The organism is Streptomyces cinereoruber (assembly GCF_009299385.1).
Taxonomy (GTDB): domain Bacteria; phylum Actinomycetota; class Actinomycetes; order Streptomycetales; family Streptomycetaceae; genus Streptomyces; species Streptomyces bikiniensis.
Genome location: NZ_CP023693.1, coordinates 6,100,521 through 6,123,318, shown reverse-complemented (window position 1 = coordinate 6,123,318; position 22,798 = coordinate 6,100,521). Strand labels below are relative to the sequence as shown.

General features: G+C 73.2%; 19 protein-coding genes. 8 read left to right on the top strand and 11 right to left on the bottom strand.

The window, feature by feature from the left end; all coding sequences use genetic code 11:
- Positions 1-2 precede the first annotated feature (2 nt).
- The 5 genes from pucL to CP977_RS27575 form a co-directional block, all read right to left on the bottom strand.
- Positions 3-926 carry a factor-independent urate hydroxylase gene (gene pucL / locus CP977_RS27595; protein WP_062751553.1) on the bottom strand — a complete coding sequence of 308 codons (924 nt, stop codon included), beginning with the start codon at positions 924-926 and terminating at the stop codon, positions 3-5.
- Between the two features lie 5 nt (positions 927-931).
- Complete coding sequence (gene uraH, locus CP977_RS27590; protein WP_062751554.1) at positions 932-1,336, bottom strand: hydroxyisourate hydrolase; 405 nt, start codon at positions 1,334-1,336, stop codon at positions 932-934.
- A 63-nt stretch (positions 1,337-1,399) separates the two neighbouring features.
- The gene (uraD, locus tag CP977_RS27585; RefSeq protein ID WP_062751555.1) at positions 1,400-1,906 is read right to left on the bottom strand and encodes a 2-oxo-4-hydroxy-4-carboxy-5-ureidoimidazoline decarboxylase; all 507 of its coding nucleotides are present in this window, start codon (positions 1,904-1,906) and stop codon (positions 1,400-1,402) included.
- A gap of 155 nt (positions 1,907-2,061) precedes the next feature.
- On the bottom strand, positions 2,062-2,400 hold the full coding sequence (locus CP977_RS27580) for a helix-turn-helix domain-containing protein (RefSeq protein ID WP_062756772.1): 339 nt from the start codon (positions 2,398-2,400) through the stop codon (positions 2,062-2,064).
- 44 nt (positions 2,401-2,444) lie between these two features.
- Entirely contained in the window at positions 2,445-2,696 is a 252-nt protein-coding gene (locus tag CP977_RS27575) for a YkoF family thiamine-binding protein (protein ID WP_062756771.1), read from the bottom strand.
- A gap of 142 nt (positions 2,697-2,838) precedes the next feature.
- Here CP977_RS27575 and CP977_RS27570 point away from each other — a divergent pair, with 142 nt between their 5' ends.
- From CP977_RS27570 to CP977_RS27560, 3 genes are all read left to right on the top strand, one after another.
- Positions 2,839-3,672: a TIM barrel protein gene (locus tag CP977_RS27570; RefSeq protein WP_062751556.1), complete on the top strand. Its 834-nt coding sequence runs from the start codon at positions 2,839-2,841 to the stop codon at positions 3,670-3,672.
- Between the two features lie 53 nt (positions 3,673-3,725).
- Entirely contained in the window at positions 3,726-4,616 is an 891-nt protein-coding gene (locus CP977_RS27565; RefSeq protein WP_062751557.1) for a 2-hydroxy-3-oxopropionate reductase, read from the top strand.
- Positions 4,617-4,807: 191 nt separating this feature from the next.
- Entirely contained in the window at positions 4,808-6,262 is a 1,455-nt protein-coding gene (locus tag CP977_RS27560; protein WP_062751558.1) for a catalase, read from the top strand.
- Between the two features lie 302 nt (positions 6,263-6,564).
- Here the strand turns inward: CP977_RS27560 and CP977_RS27555 are convergent, their stop codons facing one another.
- Positions 6,565-7,872, bottom strand: coding sequence for an MFS transporter (locus CP977_RS27555; protein WP_229991792.1), 1,308 nt, complete (start codon positions 7,870-7,872; stop codon positions 6,565-6,567).
- A gap of 81 nt (positions 7,873-7,953) precedes the next feature.
- On the opposite strand from CP977_RS27555, the gene CP977_RS27550 reads away from it, so the two are divergent.
- Positions 7,954-8,934 carry an ArsR/SmtB family transcription factor gene (locus CP977_RS27550; RefSeq protein WP_109184343.1) on the top strand — a complete coding sequence of 327 codons (981 nt, stop codon included), beginning with the start codon at positions 7,954-7,956 and terminating at the stop codon, positions 8,932-8,934.
- 54 nt (positions 8,935-8,988) lie between these two features.
- On the opposite strand, the gene gcl is transcribed toward CP977_RS27550, so the two are convergent.
- Positions 8,989-10,776, bottom strand: coding sequence for a glyoxylate carboligase (gene gcl / locus CP977_RS27545; RefSeq protein WP_079130960.1), 1,788 nt, complete (start codon positions 10,774-10,776; stop codon positions 8,989-8,991).
- Positions 10,777-11,697: 921 nt separating this feature from the next.
- Between gcl and CP977_RS35570 the strand changes: the two genes are divergently transcribed.
- The 3 genes from CP977_RS35570 (at position 11,698) to CP977_RS27530 (ending at position 13,565) form a co-directional block, all read left to right on the top strand.
- Entirely contained in the window at positions 11,698-12,060 is a 363-nt protein-coding gene (locus CP977_RS35570; protein WP_423515802.1) for a hypothetical protein, read from the top strand.
- 155 nt (positions 12,061-12,215) lie between these two features.
- On the top strand, positions 12,216-13,004 hold the full coding sequence (locus CP977_RS27535) for a TIGR04222 domain-containing membrane protein (RefSeq protein WP_062756773.1): 789 nt from the start codon (positions 12,216-12,218) through the stop codon (positions 13,002-13,004).
- A gap of 36 nt (positions 13,005-13,040) precedes the next feature.
- Positions 13,041-13,565, top strand: coding sequence for a GNAT family N-acetyltransferase (locus CP977_RS27530; protein ID WP_062751561.1), 525 nt, complete (start codon positions 13,041-13,043; stop codon positions 13,563-13,565).
- Here CP977_RS27530 and CP977_RS27525 read toward each other — a convergent pair.
- A complete protein-coding gene (locus CP977_RS27525) occupies positions 13,562-15,163 on the bottom strand; it encodes an AMP-binding protein (RefSeq protein WP_062751562.1) in 1,602 nt (533 codons plus the stop codon). The two genes, CP977_RS27530 and CP977_RS27525, sit on opposite strands and share 4 nt — an antisense overlap.
- Entirely contained in the window at positions 15,160-16,839 is a 1,680-nt protein-coding gene (locus CP977_RS27520) for an AMP-binding protein (protein WP_152370994.1), read from the bottom strand. The genes CP977_RS27525 and CP977_RS27520 overlap by 4 nt, the downstream gene beginning before the upstream one ends.
- Positions 16,840-16,974: 135 nt before the next feature.
- Here CP977_RS27520 and CP977_RS27515 point away from each other — a divergent pair, with 135 nt between their 5' ends.
- The gene (locus CP977_RS27515) at positions 16,975-17,793 is read left to right on the top strand and encodes a helix-turn-helix transcriptional regulator (RefSeq protein WP_109184341.1); all 819 of its coding nucleotides are present in this window, start codon (positions 16,975-16,977) and stop codon (positions 17,791-17,793) included.
- Positions 17,794-17,851: 58 nt separating this feature from the next.
- On the opposite strand, the gene CP977_RS27510 is transcribed toward CP977_RS27515, so the two are convergent.
- Both CP977_RS27510 and CP977_RS27505 read right to left on the bottom strand, forming a co-directional pair.
- Complete coding sequence (locus CP977_RS27510; protein WP_109184340.1) at positions 17,852-18,547, bottom strand: hypothetical protein; 696 nt, start codon at positions 18,545-18,547, stop codon at positions 17,852-17,854.
- Positions 18,544-22,755 (bottom strand): CHAT domain-containing protein, encoded by a 4,212-nt coding sequence (locus tag CP977_RS27505; RefSeq protein WP_152370993.1) that lies wholly within the window; start codon positions 22,753-22,755, stop codon positions 18,544-18,546. The genes CP977_RS27510 and CP977_RS27505 overlap by 4 nt, the downstream gene beginning before the upstream one ends.
- Positions 22,756-22,798: the final 43 nt, after the last annotated feature.

Here is a 22,798-nt window from a genome sequence, read left to right as displayed (position 1 = left end):
GCTTAGAGGTTGGTCATGTCGACCGGGATCTGCGCCGTGGCTCCGTCACGCAGGACGGTGGCCTCGATGAGGCCGTACATGCGGTCGGCGGCGTAGTAGACCTCGTTGTCGTTCTTCAGGCCGAAGGGCTCGAGGTCGACCAGGAAGTGGTGCTTGTTCGGGAGCGAGAAGCGGACCTCGTCGATCTCCGAGCGGTGGTTGATGATCCGGGTGGCCATCTGGTACAGCGTCTGCTGGAGGGAGTACGAGTAGGTCTCCGCGAAGGCCTCGAGCATGTGCTTCCTGGTCTGCTCGTAGGACCGCTCCCAGTTGGGCATCCGCTGGTCGTCGTCGGTCCAGTTGAACCGCCACCGGCCGGAGACCTGGGTGGCCAGGATGCGGTCGTACGCCTCCTGGAGGGTCGTGTACTGGTCCTTGATGTAGCCCCAGAACTCCGAGTTGGTGGAGTTCATGACGACGAGGTCCTTGAGGCCGGAGATGACCTCCCACTTCTCGCCGTCGTAGGTGATCTGGGTGACGCGGGTCTCCTGGCCCTTGCGGGCGAAGGAGTGGTTGACCTCGTCGGAGCCGATGAACTTGGAGTTGGCGTCGGAGGAGGCGATGCGCTCCCAGCCGTACTCCTCGATCCGGATCCGGGCGCGCTTGATCGGCTCCTGGCTCGTCACGAAGTGGCGGGCGAGGTGGATGCCGAACTGCTCGGCGGACTCGATGCCGTACTCCTTGGCGAACGCGAAGACGGTGTTCTTCGTCGTGTCGGTGGGGAGGCAGTTGGCGTTGGAGCCGGTGAGGTGGACGTCGCTGAGGTCGCCGGAGAGGGCGACGGAGACGTTCAGGTCCTTGATGTGGTGGGTGGCGCCGTCCCGCGTGATCTTGACGACGCGGTTCTCTGCTTTGCCGTACTGGTTCTGGCCGAGAATCGTGGGCATGTCTGCTAGCTCCCTCGGTATACGGAGTAGCCGAACGGGTTGAGCAGCAGCGGTACGTGGTAGTGCTCGCCCGGGGTGACGGCGAACGTGATCGCCACCTCCGGGAAGAACGCACCGCTGTCCCTTACGCGGGGGGCGTCCTGCTGCGCCTCGGCTTGCTTCTTCGCACTGTGCTTGGTCGAGAAGTACGCCTCGGTCTCGAAGTCGAGGCGTACGTGGGTGGTGCCCTCCGGCAGGGCCGGCAGGTCCTTGCAGCGCCCGTCCGCGTCGGTGGCGGAGCCGCCGAGCGCGGTCCACTCCGCGTCGGAGCCGGCGCGGGCCGCGAGGGTGATGGCGACGCCCTCGGCGGGGCGGCCGATGCTGGTGTCCAGGATGTGCGTGGACACCGAGGCCGTGGTGTCGGTGCTCATTGCGGCGCTCTCTTCCTTGTTCTGCTACGGGTCCTCTGCGGGGCTCGCGGGCCCTTGCGGGGCCTACGCGCCCTCGGCGAGGCGGGTGAGCCGGATGCGGTTGATCTTGCCCAGTTCGGTGCGGACGATCTCCCGCTCCGCCTCGGGCGAGTTGCCGATCCGCTCGCGGACCGCGTCGCGCATCTGTTCGCCGCTCTTGCCGGTGGCGCAGATGAGGAAGACATGACCGAACTTGTCCTGGTAGGCCAGGTTGAGTTCGAGCATCTCGGCCTTGAGCTCCTCGGAGGCGCCGGCCATCCCGCTCTGCTCGCGGGAGGAGGTCGGGTCCCCGGCCTTCGGACGACCGATCGGCGGGTGCCCGGCCATCGCCTCGGCCAGGTCCTCGGCGGTCAGCTCGGCCATGGCGGCGTCGCTGGCGAGGAAGAGGGCTTCGGCGGTGGTGTACGGGCGCTGGGCGAGGATCTTGCTCCCCCACGCCGAGCTGGAGCACACCTCGTGGAGCGCGGCGAGGGCCTCGCTGTCCGCCGAGGTGTTGAACCGGGCCAGGCCCGGTGTCGTACCTGAAGTCACGGGAAGCCTCCGTGGCTGTTTTTCGCTGTGCGTCGGACGGGCTGCGGATAGCTAACGCCCTCCACAACACAACGTCAACACTTTGTTGAAAAGTCGGTGACACAAAAGCCGTCGTCCCGACATGCGGACGACGGCTTGTGGACACACATGATCAACTAGTCGGCCTTGACGGCCTTTTCCCTGTTCAGGGCGGTCTCACGGTTGAGGTAGTTGTACACGGTGAAGCGGCTGACGCCGAGCGCGCCCGCCACCGTCTCCACTCCGTGGCGCACGGAGAAGGCCCCGCGGGCCTCCAGGAGCCGGACGATCTCCTGCTTGGACTTGCGGTCGAGCTCGGCGAGCGGCGTCCCGTGCCGCCGCTCCATGGCGGCCAGGATGTGGTCCAGGGACTCCGAGAGCTGCGGGAGGCGCACGGCGAGCACGTCCTCCCCCTCCCAGGACAGGACGACGTCGTCGGGCTCGGCGAGCCCGGGGTCCAGCAGCTCGGCGCCCATGGCGTCGACCAGGGGCTTCACCGCGGCGATCAAGGGGTGTTCGTTCACTTCTCGCCCCCCTCGATCACGTTGACCTGGAGCGAGACGCGCGTGGCGCCGGCCGCGAGCGACTCGCGGAGCAGCGCGTCGACGGCGGTGAGGACCGCGTCGGCGCCGCCCTCCGCCGTGTTGCCGAAGGGACCGACGTCGACCGCGTCCAGGTCGGCCGACTGGATGACCTCACGGGCCACGACCGCGTGCGCCGGCGCCTCGTCGAGGTCGAACGGCTCGGTCGTGAACTCCACTCTCAAACGCACCATGGCCCCACGCTACGGCCCCTCCCGGGCCCCGCGGGAGCCCCGGACCTGCGGGGACCCCTTGACAAGTGCGGCGACCTGCTTGCAGCATTCCGTCAGACAGAAACTTACTTCCGCGATACGGAAGGAGCGCCTACCCCTCATGGGATACACCGATCAGCGCTTCGATGTGAACCTGTCGATCCTCTTCACGGAACTCCCGCTCCTGGAGCGCCCCGCGGCCGCCGCCGCGGCGGGCTTCACCGCGGTCGAGCTGTGGTGGCCCTGGATCGACACCGCCACCCCCGAGCAGAGCGAGCTCGACGCCCTCAAGAAGGCCCTCGAGGACGCCGGCACCCAGCTGGTGGGACTGAACTTCTACGCCGGACAGCTCCCCGGCCCGGACCGCGGGGCCCTCTCCGTGCCCGGCGAGGAGTCGGACCGCTTCCGCGCCAACATCGACGTGGCCGCCGACTTCGCCGCCTCGGTCGGCTGCAAGGCGCTCAACGCGCTCTACGGCAACCGAGTCGAGGGCGTGGACCCGCAGATCCAGGACTCCCTCGCCCTGGAGAACCTGGTCCTGGCCGCCCGGGCCGCCGACCGCGTCGGCGCGATCCTCCTGGTCGAGACCCTCAACGAGCCGGAGTCGCCGCTCTACCCGCTGGTGAGCGCCCCCGCCGCGATCGAGGTCGTGGACAAGGTCAACGCGGCCACCGGACTCGGCAACGCCAAGTTCCTGCTCGACGTCTACCACCTGTCGATGAACGGCGAGGACGTGAGCGCGGTCATCGCGCAGTACGCGGACAAGACCGGTCACGTGCAGATCGCGGACAACCCGGGCCGCGGCGCGCCGGGCACCGGCGACCTGCCCCTGGAGCAGCTCCTCGACGAGCTGAAGAAGGCCGGTTACGACGGCTGGGTCGGCCTGGAGTACAAGGCCGCCGACGCCGCCGCGTCCTTCGCGTGGCTCCCGGCCGAGGCCCGCGCGGCCCGCTGACCGGCCGACCCGCGCCCCCTCCCCCGTACCACCAGTTTTCGAGAGGCACCCTCATGAGCAACCTTCCCAAGATCGCGTGGATCGGCCTCGGCATCATGGGCTCCCCCATGTCCGAGAACCTCCTCAAGGCCGGCTACCAGGTCACCGGCTTCACCCTGGAGCAGGACAAGCTGGACCGCCTCGCCAAGGCCGGCGGCGCCGCCGCGGGCTCGATCGCCGAGGCCGTCGAGGACGCCGACGTGATCATCACGATGGTGCCCGCCTCCCCGCAGGTCGAGGCGATCTCCTACGGCCCCGAGGGCATCCTGGAGAACGCCAGGCAGGGCGCGCTGATCGTCGACATGTCGTCGATCACCCCGCAGACCTCGGTCGACCTCGCCAAGAACGCCGCCGAGAAGGGGATCCGCGTCATCGACGCCCCGGTCTCCGGCGGCGAGGCCGGCGCCATCGAGGCCGTGCTCTCGATCATGGTCGGCGGCGAGCAGGCCGACTTCGACGAGGCCCTGCCGATCCTGGAGGCCCTCGGCAAGACCATCGTGCTGTGCGGCCCGCACGGCTCCGGCCAGACGGTGAAGGCCGCCAACCAGCTCATCGTGGCGGTCAACATCCAGGCCTGCGCCGAGGCCGTGGTCTTCCTGGAGAAGTCCGGTGTGGACCTCAACGCCGCCCTGGACGTCCTCAACGGCGGCCTGGCCGGCTCGACCGTGCTGACCCGCAAGAAGGACAACTTCCTGAACCGGGACTTCAAGCCGGGCTTCCGCATCGACCTGCACCACAAGGACATGGGCATCGTCACCGACGCCGCCCGCAACGTCGGCGCCGCCCTCCCGGTCGGCGCGGTCGTCGCCCAGCTCGTCGCCTCCCTGCGCGCGCAGGGCGACGGCGGCCTGGACCACTCGGCCCTGCTGCGCGCCGTCGAGCGCCTCTCCGGCCAGCAGGTCTGACCCCGTCCCCGCTTCCCCGGGGCCCCCGATTTCCGGTCGGCGGCGGCGCTGACAACTGTCCTGTCGCGCCCAGGCGCCGCCGCCGACCGGAACACCACACTTCATTTTCAACAAACTGTTGACGTTTTTCGGAGGGCGTACCTACGCTCCTGGCACCGTCACACAGTGCAGCTCCCGTACGGAAGGTCACGATGTCGCAGCGCGTGCTTACGACCGAGTCCGGCGCCCCCGTCGCCGACAACCAGAACTCCGCCACCGCCGGCGTCGGTGGCCCCCTCCTCCTCCAGGACCAGCACCTGCTGGAGAAGCTCGCGCGCTTCAACCGTGAGCGGATCCCGGAGCGCGTGGTGCACGCCCGCGGCTCCGGCGCGTACGGGTACTTCGAGGTCACCGACGACGTCACCGGCTTCACGAAGGCCGCCTTCCTCTCCGAGGTCGGCAAGCGGACCGAGACCTTCATCCGCTTCTCCACCGTGGCCGACTCGCTCGGCGGCGCGGACGCGGTGCGCGACCCCCGCGGCTTCGCGCTGAAGTTCTACACCGAGGAGGGCAACTACGACCTCGTCGGCAACAACACCCCGGTGTTCTTCATCAAGGACCCGATCAAGTTCCCCGACTTCATCCACTCGCAGAAGCGCGACCCGTTCACGGGCAAGCAGGAGCCGGACAACGTCTGGGACTTCTGGGCGCACTCCCCCGAGTCCACCCACCAGATCACCTGGCTCTTCGGCGACCGCGGCATCCCGGCCTCGTACCGCCACATGCACGGCTTCGGCTCGCACACCTACCAGTGGACCAACGAGGCGGGCGAGGCCTTCTTCGTCAAGTACCACTTCAAGACGAACCAGGGCATCCGCAGCCTCTCCGCCGAGCAGGCCGCCGAGCTGGTCGGCAAGGACGCCAACTCGCACCAGACCGACCTGCTCCAGGCGATCGAGCGGGGCGTCAACCCCTCCTGGACCCTCTACGTCCAGGTCATGCCGGCCGCCGAGGCCGCGGACTACCGCTTCAACCCGTTCGACCTCACCAAGGTGTGGCCGCACGCCGACTACCCGCTCCAGCGGGTGGGCCGCCTGGTCCTCGACCGCAACCCGGACAACGTCTTCGCCGAGGTCGAGCAGGCCGCGTTCTCCCCGAACAACTTCGTCCCGGGCATCGGCCCCTCGCCGGACAAGATGCTCCAGGGCCGCCTCTTCGCCTACGCGGACGCCCACCGCTACCGCCTCGGCGTGAACCACACCCTGCTGCCGGTCAACGCCCCCAAGGCGACCACGGCGCAGAACTACGGCCGGGACGGCTTCATGGCCACCCGCAACGGCTCGCGCCACGACAAGAACTACGAGCCCAACTCGTACCAGGGCCCGGCCCAGACCGACGCCGCGCTCTCCGCGCCGCTCGCGATCCACGGCTGGACCGGCACCCACGAGGCGCCCGCACACGTCAAGGACGACGACTTCTTCCAGGCCGGCGAGCTCTACCGCCTGATGTCCGAGGACGAGAAGGGCCGCCTGGTCGCCAACATCGCCGGCAGCCTCTCCCAGGTGTCCCGCGAGGACGTCATCGAGAAGAACGTCGCGCACTTCGCCGCCGCCGACCCGGAGTACGGCCGGCGCGTCGCCGAGGCGGTCGCCGCCCTGCGCGACTGATCCACGGCGACACCCAGACTGCGTACGGCACCTGACGGGAGGTCAGTGCCGTACGCGGTCCGGAACACCGGCCCGAATGAGGGGTGGCCGGTGAACCGGACAGCGTGAGGACCGCGGCGGCGCCGAGCCAGTGCGGTGGTAAGGGCGACGGCCCCCTTCCTGACCTGAAGGAAGGACGGCCGCTCCGCCCGTCGGCACCGCCGCGGTCCCAACGCCTCCCCTTATATAGAGGGGGATTCCCGAGAACTCCGCCCGGCGGCGCGAACGTCCTGTCGCGCCAGCCTCGCACCGTCGGGCGGACATCAGACGGAAGAGCGCGGAACCAGGTTTACGGTCCCTGGTTCCGCGCTCTTCTTCGTTTCCCGCCGGTCGGCCAGCGCCAGGAGGAACGTCACGGCGAGCGAGGCGACCGCGAGGAGCACCATCCCGGTCCGCGGCGAGGCGTACTGGGCCAGGGTGCCGGCCAGGGCCGCGCTCACCCCCTGGAACGCCAGCATCCCCGAGGAGTGCAGGCCCAGGGCGTGACCGCCCAGCTCCTCCGGCACCAGGGCCATCAGCCGCTCCTGGTGCAGCAGGCTCGCCCCGTACCCCACTGCCGACACGGTCACGGCGGCGAGCGCGAGCGGAAGCCCGGGGTCGAGGGCGAAGAGCAGGAACGGGGCCGCGAGCAGCGCCTGGAGCGGGAAGCGGAGCCGGGCGCGCAGCCGCTCCGGCAGGAAGCGGCCGACGGCGGTGTCCCCGACCAGCATTCCGAACGCGCCGCAGACGAAGAGGAGTCCGGCGCGCTCGGGGGCGTACGGCACGAACAGCGACTCGCAGCCCACGATCAGCCCGTTGGGCACCCAGAGCGCGAGGTAGCAGCGGCGGCGGGCGGGCACGGACAGGAGCCGGGCGTTGGCGCGCCGGGTCGCGGCGATCGAGGGGCGTCCCTCCGCGCGCGGAGGGCGCGCCGCGAGGCCGAGCCGGGCGAGGAGGGCGGCGGCGAGGTAGAGCCCGGCGCCGGCGAGGACCGCGCCGCGCGGCGAGAGCAGGGCGACGAGGAGCCCGCCGGCCGCGAAACCGCCGATCTGGCAGACGCCGGTGGCCATGTTCGTCACCGAGCGGCCGAGGAGGTACGCCTCGCGCGGCAGGATCTCGTTCAGGAGGCCGTACCGCACCCCGCCGCCCAGCGAGGCCGCGAGCCCCTCGGCGAGGAGGACCGCGAAGACCGCCCAGGTGGGGACGGCGGGGACCGCCAGGACGGCCGTGCCCACGGCGAAGAAGAGGGCGATCCCGGAGAGCGCGGCGCGCGGCGGCAGCCGGTCGGCGGCGGAGAGCAGCGTGGTCGCGCCGAGGAGCTGGGCGAGCGAGGGCCCGAAGAGGGCCAGGGCCGAGAGGAGCGGCGAACCGGTGGCGCGGAAGACGAGGGTGGCGAGCCCGAGCCCGGCCACCGTCTGCGCGGCGGTGTGGGCGGAGCCGGTGAGGAAGAGCGGGGCGAATTCGGGGGTGCGGAAGAGGGAGCGGTAGCGGGGGCCCTGGCGGGTGTGGTGACGGGAGCGGTGACGGGCGTCCCGGCAGGTGTCGTGACGGGCTTCCTGACGGGTGCCGTGGCGGGCGCGGTGACGGGACATGCGGGGAGTCTCGGGGGCGTCCGGCGCCCGCCGTTATCGTTTCGCGCGGAGGCGAAACCGAGGAGCTCCGGGGGCGGCGGGATGGGCTGGTGGCGGATCGGGACCGACTCGCTCGCGGGCGGCCGCTTCGTGGTCTCGCCGCTGGCCGAGACGATCGCCGCGCTCAAGACCCTGCACGCGGCCGCCGCGACCCATCCGGGCGAACGGGCCTGGCTGGCGTCTTCGCTGCCCGCCTACCGGGCGCGTCTGGCGGCCGAGCCGCTCGACGCCCTGCTCGTACGGGCCGCGATCGGCCCCACCTGGAACGCGGACTTCCTGACGCCGACGCCGCTCGGCGAGGGCGAGCGGTCCTTCGGGGAGGAGGTGGAGGCCGTCCGCGCCGCCGACCCGGCCGGGGCGGTGCCGCAGCTGGCCGTCGCCCTCGACGGCCCCGTACCGGAGCCGCTGCGCTCGGCGCGGGACCTGCCCGGGCGGATGGCGGAGGTCCTGACGTGGGTGTGGGAGGAGACCGTGCTCCCGGAGTGGCCGCGGCGGCGGAGGATCCTCGAAGCCGACGTGACGGCGCGGACCGCGCGGTTGGGCCGGGCCGGCTGGGCGGCGGCCCTGGACGAGCTGTCGCCGGGCCGGATGCGCTGGCTCGGCGACGGCCGGCTCCAGGTCAACGCCCGCCCGTACCCGCCGCGTTCGGTCGACGGCGGCCGGCTGCTCTTCGTACCGGTGACCCCGGCGACGGGCTGGGTGTCCTGGGAGGGCACGGAGCGGTTCGCGGTGGTCTACCCCTGCGCGGGCGTCCTGGCGGACGCCTCGGGCCCGGTCGTGCCGCGGGCGCTGGGCGCGCTGCTCGGACCGGGGCGGGCGGGGGTGCTCGTGCGCCTGGGGACGCCGAAGTCCACCAGCCAGCTGGTGGCCCTGACCGGGCAGGGCCTCGGCTCGGTGGGCCGGCACCTGAAGGTGCTGCGGGAGGCGGGCCTCGTCCGGCGGGGACGGGCGGGCCGGTCGGTCCTGTACGAGTGGACGGAGGCGGGCGCGGTGCTCGTACGGGCGCAGGGCACCGGGACGTGACACGGCCCCCGTCCCGGTGCTCCTCGGGGCGGGGGCCGTGTCACGCCTCCGGGATCAGACCTGGAGGGCCTTGATCGCGGTCGGGGCGTGGCCGGGCTCGGTGGCCAGGTCCTCGAACTCGGTGACGTCGCTCATGTCGACCGTCTTGCTCATCGCGATGTTGGTGATGCGCTCCAGGATCGCCTCGACGACGACCGGGACCCGGTGCTCGACGGCCAGCTTCTTGGCCTGCTCCAGGGCCTCGCCCAGCTTCTCCGGGTCCTCGACGCGGATGGCCTTGACGCCCAGGCCCTCGGCGACCTTGACGTGGTCGACGCCGTAGACGCCGATCTCCGGGGTGTTGATGTTCTCGAACTCCAGGTTGACCTCGAAGTTGATGCCGAGGCCGCCCTGCGCCTGCCGGATGAGGCCCAGGTAGGCGTTGTTCACGAGGACGTGGACGTAGGGGACCTTGTGCTGGGCGGCGACCGCCAGCTCCTCGATCATGAACTGGAAGTCGTAGTCGCCGGAGAGCGCGACGACCGGGGTCTCCGGGTCGGCGGTGGCGGCGCCGATGGCGGCCGGGATGGTCCAGCCGAGCGGGCCGGCCTGGCCGCAGTTGATCCAGTGGCGCGGCTTGTAGACGTGCAGGAACTGCGCGGCGGCGATCTGGGAGAGGCCGATGGTGGTGACGTACCGGGTCTCCGGGCCGAAGGCCTTGTTCATCTCCTCGTAGACGCGCTGCGGCTTCATCGGGATGTTCTCGAAGTGCGTGCGGCGCTGGAGGGTGGCCTTGCGCTCCTGCGCGGAGGCGGCCCAGGCGGTGAAGTCGGGGAGGCGGCCGGCGGCCTTCCACTCCTTGGCGATCTCCAGGAAGAGCTCCAGGGCGGCCTTGGCGTCGGAGGCGATGCCGTAGTCCGGGGCGAAGATCTTGCCGAGCTGGGTGGGCTCGATGTCGACGTGGACGAACTTCCGGCCCTTGGTGTACGCGTCCAGGTTGTAGCCCGTGTGGCGGTTGGCCCAGCGGTTGCCGACGCCGAGGACGAAGTCGGACTCCAGGAAGGTCGCGTTGCCGTAGCGGTGCGCGGTCTGGACGCCGACCATGCCGGCGGCCAGCTCGTGGTCGTCCGGGATGGTGCCCCAGCCCATGAGGGTGGAGATGACCGGGACGCCGGTCAGCTCGGCGAACTCGACGAGCAGGTCGGAGGCGTCGGCGTTGATGATGCCGCCGCCGGCGACGATCAGGGGCCGCTCGGACTCCAGGAGGAAGCTCAGCGCCTTCTCGGCCTGGGCGCGGGTGGCGCGCGGCTTGTAGACCGGCAGCGGCTCGTACGTCTCCGGGTCGAACTCGATCTCGGTCAGCTGGACGTCGATCGGCAGGTCGATGAGGACCGGGCCGGGACGGCCGGAGCGCATGAGGTGGAAGGCCTGCTGGAAGACGCCGGGGACCTGCGCGGCCTCCAGGACGGTGGTGGCGGCCTTGGTGACCGGCTTGGCGATGGTGGCGATGTCGACGGCCTGGAAGTCCTCCTTGTGGAGCTTCGAGACCGGGGCCTGGCCGGTGATGCAGAGGATCGGGATCGAGTCGGCGATCGCCGAGTACAGGCCGGTGATCATGTCGGTGCCGGCGGGGCCGGACGTACCGATGCAGACGCCGATGTTGCCGGCCTTGGCGCGGGTGTAGCCCTCGGCCATGTGGGACGCGCCCTCGACGTGGCGGGCGAGGGTGTGGCCGACGCCGCCCACGTTCTTGAGCTCGCGGTAGAAGGGGTTGATCGCCGCGCCGGGGACGCCGAACGCCTGGGTGACGCCTTCGCGCTTGAGGATCTCAACGGCCGCTGCGGCGGCGGTCATACGAGGCATGGGAGTGCTCCTGCTTCGGCCGGGCGGAACCGGGCGGGCTCCCCGCGACTCGGGGGAGCTCGTCGCCAGTTTCCGTAATACGGAAAAGCTGTTCTGCTATGTGGAAGCAATGTAGGTGGGGTGGCGAAGAACCGTCAAGGGAGGTCCGCGTGCCGGAACGGCCGGGGGCGGTCAGGAGGGTGGTCCGGGCGGGTCCGGGGCCGGTTCCGGGACGTCCGAAGTGGCCGAACACCCCCCTCCGGGCGGTGGATGGGTGGACGATGGGAGCGGACGACAGGGGGTTGGATCGTGGGCGATTCGGTACCGGTGCGCTGCCCGGAGTGTCTGAGCACACAGGCGTACGCGGCACCCGTCTTCCCCTGCGCGTGCGGGAGCCCCGTGGCGCCGCCGGTGGCGGCGGGCGCGGTGGCGGAGCCGATCACGCGCCGGAACTGGACGGACGAGTGGGTCACCGTCCGCTGCGGTGCCTGCGGCCGCGAGGACGACTGGCCGCACCCGGAGCTCGGCTGCCAGTGCGGCGCGGTCCTGCGGGTACCGGTCCGGACGACGGACGCGGCACCCTCCGGAGACGGGGCCGGGAACGGGGACGGAGCCGGGGCCGGCGGCCCGGGCGGGTCCGGCGGTACGGGGGCGGGTACGGCGTCCGCTGGTACGGGAGCCGGCGGGGCGCCCGGCGGTCCGGGAGGTCCTGGCGATTCCCGTGGTCCCGGTGCTTCCGGCGGCCGTGCTCCCGGCGATCGCGCTTCCGACCCCGCCGACCCGACCGACCCCGCCGACCCGCAAGGCTCCGACGCCCCTCAAGACTCCGGCGCCCCGCCGCACCAGGGGCCGTACCGCCCGTTCGCCGAGCGCTACCCCGCCCACATCCCCCTGCCGCCCACCGGCCCGCGTACGGCCCCGGCGCGGGGTGCCTTCCGGCCCGTGACGATCCGGACCGGGCGGGACGCGGTGGCCGCCGCGGCCTCGTACCTGCGCTGGCTCGGCTTCCGGGACGTCGTCCAGCCCGAGGAGCGGCCCGCCTCCGGGGTGGACCTGCGGGCGCCGGGGCTCGTCGCCCAGGTGGACCCGAGCACCCGCCCCGCCGGGCTGCGGGCGGTCGAGTGCCTCTGGCTCAACGGGCTGAGCGCCTCGGCCACGAGCGTGTTCTTCTCGCTCGCCGGCTACACCCCGGAGGCCCGGACGCGCGCCGCCGAGATCGGCCTCCCGCTCTTCGTCCTCGACCTGACCGGCACCCCGCAGCCGGTCAACCACGCCGCCGACGACCTGGCCTCGGGCGGCGCCTGACCCCGCGTCCACGCTCCCCCGCGCCCGCACCCGGCGCCCGCGCCCCGCGAAGCGCGCCCCCCGCCCTCCCCCACAACACCTCGGCATCCGAAATCGGCCATTCACGCGTGAGGAACACGCTCCGCCGGGCACAACTCCCTTGGGGGGTGGGCGTCATGCCGACGGGGATGTGGTGGTTCATCGGAGCGGCGTGGGCCGAGCTGCTGCTCGCCGCCGCGCTGGCGCGAACGTGCAGCCGGGAGAGCGGTCCGCCGGACGCGGACGCCGTGCCGACGCCGCAGGCGCTCGCGCTGCTGCGCGGCGGGCGGCGGGCCGCCGTCACCGTGGCGCTCGTGGCGCTGCACCAGCGCGGGGCGGTCGCGGCGGGCCGCAAACATACGATTCGGGCCAATGGCGGGCCGGGCCGGACCCGTGACCCGGTCCAGCTCGGGGTGCACGGGGCGCTGCGCCGGGCCCTCGCCCTGGGCGACCTCACGCAGCGCCCCGAGACGCGGCGGGCCGTGGACGCGCTCAGCGGCGAGCTGCGCGGGGCCGGGCTGCTGCGGCCGGTCGCGCAGCTGTGGGTGGTGCGGGCCCTGCTCGGCTGCGTGCCGTTGACCGTCCTCGTCGGGGCGGTCGCGACGGGGGCGTTCCGCGCGGACCTGCCGGCGGTGCTGGCGGTCGGCCTGCCGCCGGCCCTCGGGGCGGTGGCGGTGCTGCTGCGGCTGCCCGTCACGACCGGCGCGGCGCGGCGGCTGCTCGCCGGGCTGCGCGAGCGGTACCCGCTGCCGGCCCACCGGCGGGAGGTGACGGACGGGCGCCTGGTCCAGCTGTACGTGGCGCTGTACGGGGATCCGGCGCTCGCCCTGTTCCTGCCCCGCTTCTCGCGGGACGGCGGGCTGCTCGACCGGCCCGGGGACGCGGACCGGAACCGGCCGCCGCCGGGCGGCACCGCCCGCCCCTGAGGACCGCCCCGCACCCGTCCCGCGTCATACTGTCGTATGCGCATCAGAGCGGCCGTCGCGGCCGACCTCCCGCTGCTCCAGGACATCGAACGGGCGGCGGGCGAACCGTTCCGCGCCCTCGGCATGGCGGCGATCGCCGACGACGACCCGCCGTCCCCGGAGGCCCTGGAGGCGTACCGCCGGGCGGGCCGGGCCTGGGTGGCGGCGGACGCCGCCGACCGTCCGGTGGCGTACCTGCTGACCGACCCGGTCGACGGCGCCGCGCACATCGAGCAGGTGTCGGTGCACCCGGACGCCGCCCGCCGGGGCGTCGGCCGGGCCCTGATCGAGCACCTGGCGGCGGTCGCCGGGAAGGAGGGCCTGACGGCCCTGACCCTGACGACCTTCGCCGAGGTGCCCTGGAACGCCCCGTACTACGCCCGGCTCGGCTTCCGCCCGCTCGACGACTCCGACCCGGCCCTCACCGAGGGCCTGCGCGCGATCGCCCGCGCGGAGGCGGCCCACGGCCTGGCGGCCTGGCCCCGCGTCTGCATGCGCCGGGACCTCACCGACAGGCCCTAGCCCTCCGCGTACCGCTCCCTCAGCTCGACCTTCCGCACCTTCCCGCTCACCGTCATGGGGAACTCCGCGAGGATCTCCACCCGGCGCGGGATCTTGTAGTGGGCGAGGCGGTCGCGGCAGAAGGCGGTGATCTCCTCCGGGGTGGGCGGGTCGGCCGGGTCGCGGGGGATCACGCAGGCGAGGATCTCCTCGCCGTAGCGGTCGTCGGGGACGCCGACCACCTGGACGTCCGCGATCTTGGCGTGACCGTGCAGGAACTCCTCGATCTCGCGCGGGTAGACGTTCTCACCGCCCCGGATGATCATGTCCTTGATGCGGCCGACGATCTGCACGTAGCCGTCGTCGCGCATCACCGCCAGGTCGCCGGTGTGCATCCAGCGGCCGGGGTCGATCGCCTCGGCGGTCTTCTCCGGCTCGTCCCAGTAGCCGAGCATCACGCCGTAGCCCCGGGTGCACAGTTCGCCCGCCGCGCCGCGCTCCACGGTCAGCCCGCTCGCCGGGTCCACGATCTTCACCTCGACGTGCGGCAGGACCCGGCCGACCGTGCCGGTGCGGCGCTCCAGGTCGTCGTCGCGGCGGGTCTGGGTGGAGACGGGCGAGGTCTCGGTCATGCCGTAGCAGATCGACACCTCCGCCATGTTCATCTCGGCGACCACCCGCTTCATCACCTCCACCGGGCACGGCGAGCCCGCCATGATGCCGGTGCGGAGGGTGGACAGGTCGTACGTCGCGAAGTCGGGGAGGTTCAGCTCCGCGATGAACATCGTCGGCACCCCGTACAGCGAGGTGCAGCGTTCCTCCTGGACCGCCCGGAGGGTGGCGGCGGGGTCGAAGGAGGGGGCGGGGATCACCATGCAGGCGCCGTGCGAGGTGGCCGCGAGGTTGCCCATGACCATGCCGAAGCAGTGGTAGAAGGGGACGGGGATGCAGATCCTGTCCTGCTCGCCGTAGGCGATCATCTCCCCGACGAAGTAACCGTTGTTGAGGATGTTGTGGTGGGAGAGCGTGGCCCCCTTGGGGAAGCCCGTGGTCCCCGAGGTGTACTGGATGTTGACGGGCTCGTCGCAGGAGAGCGGCTCCGGGCGCAGCTCTCCGGGCGTGCGGGTGAGGAACGCGTCCCAGCTCGCGTCCCCGAAGTACACCGCCTCGCGCAACCCCGCGCACTCTCCCCGCACTTGCTCGACCATCGCCCGGTAGTCGCTCGTCCTGTGGGCGAGGGAGGCGAAGAGCAGGGAGACGCCCGACTGGTTGAGCACGTACGCCAACTCGTGGGCGCGGTAGGCCGGGTTGATGGTGACCATGACGGCGCCGACGCGGGCGGTGGCGTACTGGACGAGGACCCATTCGGCGCGGTTCACGGCCCAGATCCCGACCCGGTCGCCCTTGCGGACGCCGCTGCCGAGGAGCGATCCGGCGAGCCGGTCCACGTCGGCGCCGAACTCCGCGTACGTCCAGCGGCGCCCGGTGGGGACGTCGACCAGCGCCTCGCGGTCGGGCCAGGCGGCGACGGCCCGGTCCAGGTTGGCCCCGATGGTGTCGCCGAGCAGCGGGGTGGTGGACGTGCCGTGCGCGTACGAGAGTTCCTTGGGCGTGCTCACGCGAGGTCCCCTTCCGCGTACTCGGTGCCGCCGCCCTCGGCGGTGAGGCGGCGCAGCTCCACCCGGCGGATCTTGCCGGAGACGGTCTTGGGCAGGTCGGCGAACTCGATGCGCCGGATCCGCTTGTACGGGGCGAGGACCGCGCGCGAGTGCGCGAAGAGGGCCTTCGCGGTCTCCGGGCCCGGCTCCCAGCCCGCCGCGAGGACCACGTACGCCTTGGGGACGGCGAGCCGCAGCGGGTCGGGGGCGGGGACGACGGCGGCCTCGGCGACGGCCTCGTGCTCCAGGAGCGCGCTCTCCAGCTCGAACGGGCTGATCTTGTAGTCGGAGGCCTTGAAGACGTCGTCGCTGCGGCCGATGTACGTGATGTAGCCGTCCGCGTCCCGTGCTCCGATGTCGCCGGTGCGGTAGTGGCCGCCGGCCATCGCCTCCGCCGTGCGCTCCGGGTCGCCGTGGTAGCCGGTCATCAGGCCCACCGGGCGGGCGGACAGGTCGAGGCAGATCTCGCCCTCGTCGGCGTCCGGACGGCCGCTCACCGGATCGACCAGGGTCACCCGGTAGCCGGGGCTCGGGCGGCCCATGGAGCCCTCCTTGAGCCGCTGACCGGGGCTGTTGGAGACCTGGACGGCGGTCTCGGTCTGCCCGAAGCCGTCGCGGATGGTGATGCCCCAGGCGCGCCGGACGGCCTCGATGACCTCGGGGTTGAGCGGTTCGCCCGCGGCGACGACCTCGCGCGGCGGGGTCTTCAGCTGCCCCAGGTCGGCCTGGATGAGCATCCGCCAGACGGTCGGCGGGGCGCAGAAGCTGGTGATCCCGTTCCGTTCCATCTCGTCCATGAGGCGGGCCGGATCGAAGCGCGTGTAGTTGTGGACGAAGACGGTCGCCTCGGCGTTCCACGGCGCGAAGAGGTTGGACCAGGCGTGCTTGGCCCAGCCGGGCGAGGAGATGTTGAGGTGCACGTCGCCGGGCTTGAGGCCGATCCAGTACATGGTGGCGAGGTGCCCGACCGGGTACGAGGTGTGGGTGTGCTCGACCAGTTTGGGGCGGGCGGTCGTGCCGGAGGTGAAGTACAGCATCAGGGTGTCGTCGGCGCGCGTGTCGCCGTCCGGCTCGAAGGCGTCGGACTCGCGGGAGGCGAGCTCGTACTCCCGCCACTCCCCCGTCCCGTCGCCGCCGACCGCGATCCGGGTGTAGTCGCCGGGGACGTCGTCGAACTTGGCGGTGTCCTCGGCGCGCACGAGGACGTGGCGGGCGCGGCCCCGGTCGACGCGGTCGCGCAGGTCGGCGGGGCCGAGGAGCGGGGTGGCGGGGATGACGACGGCCCGCAGCTTCATCGCGGCGAGGACGGTCTCCCACAGCTCGACCTGGTTGCCCAGCATGACCACGATCCGGTCCCCGGCGCGGACGCCCAGGGACCGCAGCCGGTTCGCGACCCGGTTCGAGCGGGCGGACATCTCCGCGAAGGACACCTTCGTCCCGGAGCCGTCCTCCTCCACGATGTGCAGGGCGGTGCGGTCGTTGCCCTCCGCGACGACGTCGAACCATTCGAGCGCCCAGTTGAACCGCTCGGGCCGGGGCCAGACGAAGCCCTCGTAGGCCGCCGCGTAGTCCTCCCGGTGCTCCAGGAGGAAGTCCCGGGCGGCCCGGAACTCCTCGGTCGCACTGGTTGCCGTCATGTGTCCTCCTCGTTGCGGGACCGGTCCCGGACATCGTGTAATCAGTGACCCGGGTCTCACCACCCCCGTTCGGGGGTGAACCCGCGGACGGCGAGGGCCGGCGCGGCGGGGCCGGCGGCCACGAAGGAGAGCGCGGTGCGCGAGCACGTCGAATCGTCGGTGGAGCTGCGCGGGGCGCTGCTGAGGCTGCGCCGCGCCACCGGGCTCCCGGTGGTCTTCGGAGGGCTGACGCACGAGACCCGGGGGCTGCGGATCGGCGAGCTGAACGGCGCGGTGACACCGGCCCTGCGCGGGCTCGCGATCTCGGCGGGCTCCGGCCTGGGCGGCAAGTGCCTGGCGCTGGGGCGGCCGTGCGCGGTGACGGACTACCCGTCGGCGCGGCACATCACCCACGAGTACGACGGTCCGGTGTCGGCGGAGGGGCTGCGGTCGGTGATCGCGGTGCCGGTCGTCGTGCGCCGGAAGGTGCGGGGCGTGCTGTACGGGGCGCTGCGCGACGCGCTGCCGGTCGGCGAGCGGGTCTTCGACGCGGCGGTCGCGGCGGCCCGGGACCTGGAGCAGGCGTTGGCGGTACGGGACGAGGTCCGGGAGGTCCTGGCCCCGCCCCCGCCGGGCCCCTCCTGGGAGGAGGTCCGGCAGGCGTACGGCGAGCTGCGCGAGCTGGCGCCGAAGGTTACGGACCCGGAGCTGCGGGAACGGCTCCTGGCGGTCTGCGGCCGCCTGGAGACGGCCTCGGGCGCCCCCTCCGACCTCCCGGGGCCGGCCCTGACCCCGCGCGAGACGGACGTCCTGGCGGCGGTCGCCTCGGGCGCGACGAACGCGACGGCGGCCGCCCGGCTCGGGCTGCGCCCTGAGACGGTGAAGGGCTATCTGCGCTCGGCGATGCGGAAGCTGGGGGCGCACAACCGGCTGGAGGCGGTGGTGGCGGCGCGGCGGGCGGGGGTGCTGCCGTAGGTCTGCCCCGGTGGGGCGGCCGGTGCGCGGGGCCGCCGCTCCGGCGCCCCCGCGGGGATCACCGGAGGGTGACGGTCCGCAGGGCGGGGGGCAGCTCCGCGCGGTACGGGATCAGGCCGAGGCGGCGCTGTCTGACGGTCGCGGCCACCGTGACGAGGGCGTGCGCCGGCGCGCCGGCCGGGGTCCGGACGATCAGGGCGAGGGCTTCGTCGCCGACCAGCGGGGTGTCGGGGGTCGCGGTGAACCTCCACTCGGGATCGCTGTCGCGTTCGCCCATGCCGACCACGAACAGCTTCTCCTGCCCGCCCCCGCCCGGGGTGTACTCCACGCCCGCGTCGACGAGCATGAGGTTGGCGGTCAGGGTCAGCGAGCCGGAGGGGGCGACGGGGACGGCCCGCCTCTTCGGCGAGAGGGACCAGGCGATGGGCTGCCGGTCGGCCGGGAGGCCGGGGGCCTCCAGACGGATGCCGATGCCCGCGTCGGTGAACGGGGCACCGTCGGCGGAGGGGCGGAAGGAACAGACGAGGCTGAGGAGCAGGTAGTCGTACCGGTCGGCCTCCGATTCCAGGAAGGCCCCCCAGTCGCCGTCGCCCCCGGCGGCCTGCGCGCCGGTGAGCGGGCGCACGACCGGGGTGCCCAGGGAGATCCGCCCGGTCAGCGGGGGCGGCGGGGCGGGCGCCTGCAGGAGGAGGGCCGGCAGGAGGGTGAGGTCGTGCGGGGTCGCCGTTCCGGCCGGGTGGTCGAGAGGGATCATGCGGTGGCTCCGTGCGGGTCGTCGGTGGTGGTGCGCCAGTCGCCGATGAAGCAGAAGGCGCCCCAGTCGCGGTGGGCGGGGTGGCGTGCGCGGGTCGTGGACCGGGCCGTGCGGAACGCGGCGCGCCGGTCCCCGGTGAGGGCGAGCTGTTCGTACAGCGTGCCGAAGAACGCGGTGGCCACCTCCGGGGTCACCGGCCAGAGGCAGCCGACGATGGCGGCGGCCCCGGCCTGGAGGAAGGCGGCGGGCAGACCGCGCAGGTTGTCGTTGACGTCGAAGCGGCCGAGGGCGGACTCGCAGGCGCTCATGGTGACGAGTTCGACGCCGCGCAGGTCGGTGCCGAGGATGTCGTGGGCGAACACCCGCCCGTCGTCGCCCCGTTCCGGGTCCGGCGACAGGAACAGGCACTGGTACCAGGGCGCCCATTCGTTGTGCGAGCCGTGGGCGGCCACGTGGACGTAGCGGGCCTCGGACAGGGCCTCCAGGAAGCGGCGCGGGGTGGCGGCGGCCCCCAGGACCGGGGCGGTGCCGCCCATCGCGGCCGCGATCTCCGCCGTGTGCGCCTCCAGGGTGTCCGTGCCCCCGCTGTCGTACGCGAAGGCGGCGAGTCCGCGGGAGGGCGGCGCGGCGGGTGCGGGGTGGAGGAGGGAGGAGAGGCCCGGCAGCTGGGTGACGGTCCAGTCGTCGTCCAGCGGGCGCCCCTTGGCGGAGAGCAGGTGGAAGGGCAGGTAGTGCAGGGGGCCGTGGGGCCAGACGCACAGATGGGTCTTGCCCAGGGCGCGCCAGGACGGCAGGGATGCGGTGAACCCGGCCAGGTAGGAGGAGGAGTCCTCGGCGAGCAACCGGGCCGCCGTGCGCGTCACGTCGCGGTGCAGCGGGTCGGCGGTGATCTCCCGGCGCACTTCGGCGACCTGGATCGCGGCGGGCGACACGTGGAGCGTGTGGCCGCCCTTGGAGACCCGGAACAGCGTCCCCGCGAGACCGGGGAGGACGACGGTGCGGTGGGACACGTCCTCGCGCGTCACCGCCAGACCCTGGACGGCGGGGACGGGGTCGGGCGAGGACAGGTGGCGGACCTGGCCCAGGAAGAGCGAGAGCAGCACGGTGTCCGCGGGCAGGAGCGCCTGGATCTCGTCGAGCCGCATCAGGGGGAACCACGTCGGGCCCCGCGCGGCGCGGAGCTCCGTGCTGATCCAGCGGTCGGCGGCGCGCTGGAGGTTGCGCACCTCCGCCTCGGGGTCCGTCTCCTGCTCCGCCTCGCCCGAGCCGAGGTAGTACAGCATGGCGGTCTCCGCCCCGCCGGGCAGGTCGAAGTCGGGCAGCGGCTCCGGCAGGTCCGCCTCGGCACGCCTCGTGCGGTCGAGCATCCCGCGCAGGCGCCGGGAGAACTCCAGGGCGCCCGGGCGTCCCGCCGAGAGGGTGAACTCCATGCCCTTGGCGCCCTGGTGGATGCCGGACATGACCGGGGGGTCGATGGTGGGGCCGGTCGTCTCGAAGACCAGCGACTGGTAGAGGTCGCGCAGTTTCCAGGCCACCGTCTCGTCCGTCCCCTGCCGCAGGAAGACGGACGCCGGGACCAGGGCCAGGGCCGCCCTTTCGACCGCCGGTCCCTCGGCCGCCCGGACGCAGCCCAGTCCCGCGTCGAGGGCCGCGAGGACGAAATCGGTCTGCAGGCACAGGGCGAAGCCGTGCGAGGCGGAGGCGAAGTGGAGTGCGGCGGTGCCCGGTCGGCCTTGTTCCTGGGCGTGCACGGCCGTGTCGTGGGCCAGGACGGCGTCGAGGAAGCAGAGCGCGTCGTGGTGGCGCCGGAAGAGGCCGGGGGCCAGTTCCCGGGCCTCGGCGACGAGTGCGCGGCCGGCTTCGCCGTCGCGCGCCGGGTCGGTGTGGGCCGCGAGGTGCAGGAGCGTCGCCGCGCGTTCCTCGGCGGACCAGGCACCGGCCCGCGCGGCGGCCCGCACCCGCTCGGCGAGCGGGCCCACCGGCATCGGTCCGGGCTCGCACCCGAGGCGGCTCCCGGCGAGGCAGTGCACCTCGCTCGACCAGCGCAGCCGGCGCTGGGGGTCCGTGGAGAGCCGCGGCAGATCGCGGTCGGCCGCCGCGAGCAACTGCCCCTGGAGATCGGGTCGGTGGGCCTCCACGGCGAGGGTGAGCGCCTCGGCGAAGACGCACGACGCCTCGTGGAGCCCCTGCCGTTCCCGGACGGCCGCGAGGGGTACGGGGAGCAGCCCCCGCAGGTCGCCGGGGAGGGACAGTTCGCCGAGGTGGTGCAGGACGCGCAGGAGGTACAGCCGGCCCAGCGGATCGCGTCGCGGGTCCAGGACGTCGAACGCCTTCCGGGCGGCGCGCAGGATCTCCCGGTCGTAGGACTTCTGCCGCATCCCGGCCAGGAAGGACAGCGCTTCGGCCAGGGCCTTGAGCACCCGGCCCAGCTCGTGCCCCGACGCCGGCACGGCGGCTTCCTCGAAGTACCCGACGGCGGCCTCGACCGCCTCCTCGGGGGCGGGCATGTCCGGGCCCGAGGCGTGGGCGGGGTCGTCCGGGTGGAGGGACCGGTGCCGCCTTCCGCGTTCCTCCCAGACCGCCGGGGCGCCGGCGGGTTCCAGCCCGGTCGACTGGCCCGCGTACGGGCTGAGGTGCAGCAGCCCGGCGGCGAAGAGGGTCTCGGCGAGCTCCGTGGTGCCGCCCGCCCCGGAGTCCGTGTCCGCCGCGGCGCGCAGCGCGTCGATCTGGGTGCGCACGGTGTCGTGCGCCCGCCGGAACAGCAGCCCGTCGGGGTGTCCGACCAGACTCAGGCGCGCGGCCTCGACGTAGGCGTCGGCCGCCCACCACCAGGGGCTTCCGGGGTCCGTCCCCCATCGGACGGCGGCGGCCTCCAGGGCGAGGGTGAGGGCGGGCACGGCCTCCTGCGGCTCCCCGGACCGGACGAGCCGCAGGGCGCCCGCCACCAGGGAGGCGACGTCGTCCGGCGAGAGCGCGAAGTCCGGGTCCACGACCCGGCGGATCGCCTCGGCCTCCGGCACGATCCGTGCGATGACCTTCGAGCCGAGTCCGGCCAGCTCCCGCGCCCGGTGGGTGGTGTGAGGAGGGTCGGGTGGGCCGGGCGCAGGGGCGGCGTCCTCCGCCCGCTGTTCTTCCCGTGCCGGTTCCTCCGGCTCCCGCCCCTCGGCTCCCCGATCCCCCGGCTCCCGCCTCTCCGCTCCCCGTTCCTCCGCTCGCCGTTCTCCCGGTCCCCGCCCCTCCCTTCGCCGTTCCTCCGGCTCCGCCCCGGGGTCCGGGGCCGTCCGGTCGAGGAGCATCCCCATGGCCCTGCGGAGGTTCGCGCGGCCGGGGTCCCGTCCCGCGTCCGTCCGGAGGTCCACCGCCAGTCGCAGCCAGGAGACGGACTCCCGCAGCAGGGCGGCGTCCTCGGGAGGCGGGGCCGTCTCGGCGCGGCGGCCGAGCGACACGCCCACGTTTTCCGCCGCACCGGCCCGTACGTCCGAGTCCTCCGGGGCCTCGCCGAACGCCGCGCGGGCCGTGGACTCGGCCGCCGCGAGGTCGGCGGGCTCGGCGGAGAGGACGAAGCGCCGGGTGTGGGCCTCGGAGAGGGTGAGTCCGCGGCGCGCCTGGCGGGCGGGCGACTCCTCGGGCAGTGCGGCCACGCGGGCGTGGAGTTCGATCGCGGAGTCGGCGTCGGCCAGGCGGTCGGCCGCCGGGCGGTCGCCGGACGCGGACCTCAGCCCCAGGGCGAGACCGAGCGTGGTGTCGCGGTACGGGCCCGGGGGGACGTCCCGGAGCAGGCCCACCGCCTCGTCGAGGACGGACGGGTCGCCGCCCTCCTCGACGTCCAGGACGAGATCGCTCGCGCGGTCCACCGGGTCCCGCCACGGGTCGTGTCCGGTCTCCTCGGTGAGCAGGGGCCACAACGTCCGGGGCACGCGCCGGTGGTCGGCCATGAACAACAGGCCGAAGACGGCCAGCGCCGTCGTGTGGTCGGCCTCCGCCGCCCCGGTGTCGCCCTGGGCCAGGGACCGCGCCCAGTAGTACGCGGCGACCGTGTGCAGGATGTCGCCGTCCACCGCCCGTCCCGCGTCCCGCGCTTCGTCGGCGATCTCCATCAGCGCGGCGGCGCATCCGATCCCGGCCTCGTCGAGCACGGGGCCCGGATCTCCGCCGTCGGCGAAGCCCCTTGTCCTTCCGGACAGTTCACCGAGCAGTGCATCCCTCATGACACGACCTCCCCCGGCCCTCAGGGTAGGTCACGGAGCGGTC